2 protein-coding genes are annotated in these 2,371 nt (G+C 64.3%); both read right to left on the bottom strand.

Features of this window, described 5'->3' with window-relative positions:
- Positions 1-640, bottom strand: a 640-nt coding sequence (locus EOA33_RS32535) for an HAD-IA family hydrolase (RefSeq protein ID WP_127407488.1), incomplete at its 3' end; no start/stop codon positions are given.
- A gap of 240 nt (positions 641-880) precedes the next feature.
- A complete protein-coding gene (locus EOA33_RS32530; protein ID WP_127407487.1) occupies positions 881-2,254 on the bottom strand; it encodes an aspartate aminotransferase family protein in 1,374 nt (457 codons plus the stop codon).
- Positions 2,255-2,371 lie beyond the last annotated feature (117 nt).

Genomic DNA, 2,371 nt, shown 5'->3' with positions numbered 1-2,371 from the left:
GCTCGGGCTCGATCGTGCCGCCATAGCCCCTCTGGGCATGCCGGCGTTCGATCCAGCAATTGGTCAGGCCAAGTGCCCGGGATATGCCCATGTCGTGATGCTGGCTTTGCGCGACGTGCAGGATGTCGTCCTTGCTGTCGCCCCTTGAGGCGACGAAATCGAAGACCTTCTGGAAGAACGCCGGATCCGGTTTCTCCGTTCCGGTATCGTCGGCGGTGAAGGTGGCGAAGAAGGGCGATCCGAGCTGCTTCTCGAAATGGTCGAGGGCCCAGCGTCGGGCATTGGTCATGGCAATCAGCTTGTGCGATTTCGCGAGGTCCGCCAGCGCCGCCGCGCTGTCGGGGAAACCTTTCCAGACGCCGGCGGAATCGCGCAGGCGGACGCCGAATTTCTCGTCTGCCGGCAGGCCGAGCTGCGGCGCGATGACCATGTACACACGCACCAGATCGTCGGGAAACAGGCCGGCATCGGGCATGTAGCGGGCCTGCCGGTAAAGGGCCAGCGCGGCTTCGCCATCGATGGAGACGCCAGTCTCGGCGGCAATCCCGGCCAGGCAAGTCGTGATGCCGCCTTCGAAGTCGATCAGCGTGCCGACGACATCGAAGGTCATGTACTTGAATTCGCTGAAAGCCCTGGCCAAGAAACTAGCTCTCCTCTGCGCGATAGCGGATTGCATGGTGCTGAACAGAACAAAATTCCGTGCTGTCCTGGGCGTTGGCCTTTTTCGAAAGCCCATAAATCCGCGCTTTCTGGCCTTGTCTTATAGGCAGTCTGGCACTTCCCCCGCGCTGGATTCGCCGAAAAGGCGTGAGGGGGCGGCACAAAATTGCGAAATCGTCTGCCCCGGCGATATTTCGAGATACGAAAAATTCGTCGCCCGTCATGCCAGGGCCTGACGGACGTCGGGATCGTCCAGCGTCTGGTCGAGCGTGAGGCGCGTGCGCTCGATGATAGCGTCGACGTCGCCGTCGGTGCAGCAGAGCGGCGGCGCATAGCCGAGGACACCGTTGGCAAAGGCGCGGATGATGAGACCGTTGTCCCACGCCCTGTCGAAGACGCGCCGCGCCGGTATGGCCGACGCCGGAAGCGGTGTTTTCTTCGTCTTGTCGACCACCAGCTCGATCGCGGCCAGCATGCCGCGACCGCGCACATCACCGACGAGCGGGTGGTCGCGCAGGCTTGCCAATCCTATCATCAGGCGGGCACCGGCCTTGATGCCGTTCTCCAGAAGGCCGTCTTCATAGAGCTTCAACACCTCGAGCGCGACGGCGGCGCTGACGGGATGGGCCGAATAGGTGTAGCCGTGGCCGACCGCAGCGGCGCCCGCGCCGTCGGCGATGACGTCGTAGACATGATCGGCCATGAAGACGGCGCCCATCGGAACATAGCCGGAGGTCAGCCCCTTCGCGGTCGTCATGAAATCGGGAACGATGTGCTCGTCCGTGCAGGCGAACAGGGGCCCCGTGCGGCCGAAGCCGGTGATCACCTCGTCAGCGATGAACAGGATGCCGTACTGCCGGCAGAGCTCGCGTATCGCCTTGATCCAGCCCTTCGGTGGGACGATGACGCCGCCCGAGCCCTGGATCGGCTCGGCATAGAAGGCGGCAACCCGCTCCGGTCCGATCTCCTCGATCTTGGCCTTCAGCGCGGCGAGCGATGCCGCGGTGATCGCGTTGCCGTCCTCGCCTACCGGGTTGCGATAAGGGTAGGGCGAGGGGATCTTGTGCTGCCATTCGAAGGGAATGCCGAAACCGGCGTGAAAGGCGGGCAGCGCGGTCAGGCCAGCGCCGACCACCGATGAGCCGTGATAGCCGTGCTCGATGGAAATGAACTGGTCGCGTTTCGGCTCGCCCCTGGCATTCCAGTAGTAGCGGACGAAGCGGATGGTGCTGTCGACCGCGTCCGAGCCGCCGAGGGTGAAGAAGACGTGATTGAGATTCCCCGGAGCGCGCTCGGCCAGTTCCGAGGCGAGGCGAATGGCCGGCTCCGAGCCGAGGTCGAAATAGGCGGTGGCATAGGGCAGCTCGCGCATCTGCCGGGCCGCCGCCTCGACGATGCTGTCGTGGCCGTAGCCGGCATTGACGCACCACAAGCCGGCGAAGCCGTCAATCAACTGCCGGCCGGATGCTTCGGTCACGGTGGCGCCCTTGGCCGATTTCAGGACACGCACGCCGAGCGCCTCATGGCCGCGGTATGAGGAGACCGGATGGACGAGATGGGCGCGGTCGAGTTCAATCAGGGAATTGGCGAGCATTGTTGTCCTCCTAGCCGAGCGCCTGGTTGGCGAGGGCGTAAACTTTTGGCCTGGCCGGTTCCGACCTCGGCTTGGGCGGACGGTCCATGGCCACGCCGCCGCCGACATGGACGAGGC

The organism is Mesorhizobium sp. M4A.F.Ca.ET.050.02.1.1, from assembly GCF_003997725.1.
In the GTDB taxonomy this organism is placed as follows: Bacteria; Pseudomonadota; Alphaproteobacteria; order Rhizobiales; family Rhizobiaceae; genus Mesorhizobium.
This window is presented reverse-complemented; position numbering and strand designations above follow the sequence as displayed.

Bases quoted from the DNA above. Each gene is read 5' to 3' on its own strand.
- EOA33_RS32530 (WP_127407487.1), bottom strand. From the start codon at position 2,254: ATGCTCGCCAATTCCCTGATTGAACTCGACCGCGCCCATCTCGTCCAT.